Below are 2,545 nucleotides of genomic sequence, written 5' to 3' on the forward strand. Positions count from 1 at the left end.
GACGTGAATCGACTCAGGGATGGCAGCATCGATGAGGTGCTCGATGCTGTCATAGCCCAGGTGCTTCAGCATCTGGGCTTGTGCAGCAGAGTCAGTTCCGATGTGGCGGTTGACGAACGCGTTCGACATTCAAAATTCCTTGACAGGTTGAGGGCATTACAAAAGATAGAACAGGTGCTGCCAGGGCAGCGACGAGAGTTCTGGGTGAACTATTCGCCCGTGAGTGCGGTGTAAGCGTCAGCGTCCAGCAGCGCGGGAACGTCAGCGAAGCTCACCTTGATGAGCCAGCCAGCGCCGAAGGGGTCTTCGTTGACGAGCTCAGGGCTGGAGACAACTGCGTCGTTGACCTCGGTGACAGTTCCGGTGACGGGAGCGTAAAGTTCGCCCACGCTCTTGGTGGACTCGATCTCGCCAACAACGGTGCCCGCGGTGATGGAGGCGCCGACCTTGGGCAGCTCAACATACACAACGTCGCCGAGCTTTTCGGCGGCGTAAGCGGTGATGCCCACTGTTGCGCTGTCGCCGTCGACAAGCAGCCACTCGTGTTCTTCGGTGTACTTCAGGTTGGTGGGGTTAGCCATGGTTAGTTCTTCTTTCTGCTGTAGAAGGGTAAAGCGGTAACGGTATAGGGAAGACGAGTGCCGCGGATGTCGACATCCACGATGGTGCCAAGCTCAGAGACTGAAGGATCAACAAATGCCATGGCAATGGGGTATTCAAGGGTGGGTGACAGGGCACCGGAGGTGACCACACCCACCTTGTTCTCACCGGAGTAGACCTCATAGTCAGCACGAGCAGCACGCTTGCCTTCGCCGACGAGACCCACCAGAACGGGAGCATCTGCAGAGACGCCCTTCTCAGATGCTGCGCGTCCGACGAAGTCGCCTTCCTTGGACAGGGCAACAACCTTGCCCAGGCCTGCCTGAACAGGAGCGGTGGTGAGGTTGAGCTCGTGACCATAGAGAGGCATACCGGCCTCGAGGCGGAGAGTGTCACGGCATGCCAGACCGGTGGGTACCAGTCCACGGCTTTCACCGGCAGCCATCAATGCGTTCCAAAGAACTGCTGCGTGCTGTACATCGACATAGAGCTCAAAGCCGTCTTCACCGGTGTAGCCGGTACGACCGATCAGCATAGGGTTGCCCAGGAACGTAGCAGGAAGAGACCAGTAGTACTTGAGGGACTCAAGGGTGGGCTCGGGACGCTCAGCAGCTTCAGCTGCGAGCTCGAGACCGACGGTGTGCTTGAGAATGTCGAGAGCGTTGGGTCCCTGCACGGCAATAAGCGCAGTGGCGTCGCTTTCGTCCTTGACGTTGACATCAAAACCTGTGGTGCGGTGGTTCAGTGCCTCAACGGCAGGGAAACGGTTACCTGCATTGGCCACAACCAACCAGTGCTGCTCACCGAGGCGGTAGACCACGAGGTCATCAATGATGCCACCTGCTTCGTTGAGCAGAAGAGAGTACTTAGCCTGGCCAATGTTGATGGCAGAGAGTTTGCCAGCGAGTGCGTAGTCCAGGAATGCACCAGCTTCTGGGCCGGTGACGGAGATCTCAGCCATGTGGGAGATATCGAAAATACCGGCAGCAGTGCGCACGGCGTGGTGCTCAGCCAGGTCGCTGTCATAGCGAACGGGCATCATGAAGCCCGCGAAGTCGGTGAAGCTGGCACCGAGTGATTCGTGCACGGCGTGCAGCGGTGAGTATCGAGGTGAGTCAGACATTGAGTTCTCCTTCGGTCAAAAACCTTTTGAGTGGGAACTCCCCCTCTGTCATTGGTGCCTGAGAGCTTCACTGCCGTAGCAGCTTTCACCGTGGGCGAGATGTTTTGTTCAACATCTTCTTTTCAGAGTGGTCCGTCCGATGCGGTACGCGTACCTGAGAGATTGTCGGGGAGGATTGCTCCTTCGGTGTTCACCTCGAAAGTGAACTCTCCCGCATCGATCGCTAGACCTCGATATTCAGTTAGTAGGTCAAGTCTATGGGCGAGATGCCCCTTGTCACGCATGTTTTCTAGCGTGAGCGGAAGGAATCAGACAAGTCACTTCAAGTCAGGGTTGAAGGTCTGTCATGTGCCCAGCAATGAAGAATCCCCACCTCAGACGAGGTGGGGATTCTTGCCAACCCAATTGGAAGGATTTAATCGGCGGTATGAGCGCGCTTTTCGAGGGTCTTGCCCTTGAAATACTCACTGTTGACCACGTTCCACCAGATCATGAGGAATGCTCCAACAGCGATGGACATCAGACCAACAACACCGACAGCTCCGGCACCAAAGATGGTGACGTTGTTGCCGGCTTCATCGACCAGCCAGTCAGGCAGCAAGAACTGCTGCAAACCGTAAACGAAGACAACAGCCATCGTTGCTCCACCGAGGAATGGAATCAGACCACGCATGAAGAAGTTTCGTGCGTTGGTGAATAAGGTCTTGCGGAAGAACCACGTCGCCGCGAACCCAGTCAGACCGTAGTAGACCGCAATCAACAGACCGAGAGCACCGATCAATGCTGCCAACAGGTCTGGGCTCACGAGGGTGAAGACCAGAT

Annotated in this window: 2 protein-coding genes, 1 pseudogene and 1 riboswitch; all 3 genes and pseudogenes read right to left on the minus strand. The window is 56.5% G+C overall.

The genetic code is table 11. The features are described 5' to 3' along the window. Positions 1 to 209 precede the first annotated feature (209 nt). On the minus strand, positions 210 to 581 hold the full coding sequence (gene gcvH / locus RR877_RS10365; protein ID WP_110234023.1) for a glycine cleavage system protein GcvH: 372 nt from the start codon (positions 579 to 581) through the stop codon (positions 210 to 212). 2 nt (positions 582 to 583) lie between these two features. Next, a complete protein-coding gene (gene gcvT / locus RR877_RS10370; RefSeq protein WP_280804796.1) occupies positions 584 to 1,723 on the minus strand; it encodes a glycine cleavage system aminomethyltransferase GcvT in 1,140 nt (379 codons plus the stop codon). A 132-nt stretch (positions 1,724 to 1,855) separates the two neighbouring features. Next, a riboswitch (glycine riboswitch) is annotated at positions 1,856 to 1,947 on the minus strand. 191 nt (positions 1,948 to 2,138) lie between these two features. Further along, positions 2,139 to 2,545 (minus strand): annotated as a pseudogene (locus tag RR877_RS10375) (amino acid transporter); the annotation flags it as partial.

Source organism: Aurantimicrobium sp., from assembly GCF_036667855.1.
GTDB lineage: Bacteria > Actinomycetota > Actinomycetes > Actinomycetales > Microbacteriaceae > Aurantimicrobium.

What these genes read in the sequence shown, in the direction of transcription:
- gcvT (WP_280804796.1), bottom strand. Translation starts at nt 1,723, where the DNA reads ATGTCTGACTCACCTCGATACTCACCGCTGCACGCCGTGCACGAATCA.
- gcvH (WP_110234023.1), bottom strand. Translation starts at nt 581, where the DNA reads ATGGCTAACCCCACCAACCTGAAGTACACCGAAGAACACGAGTGGCTG.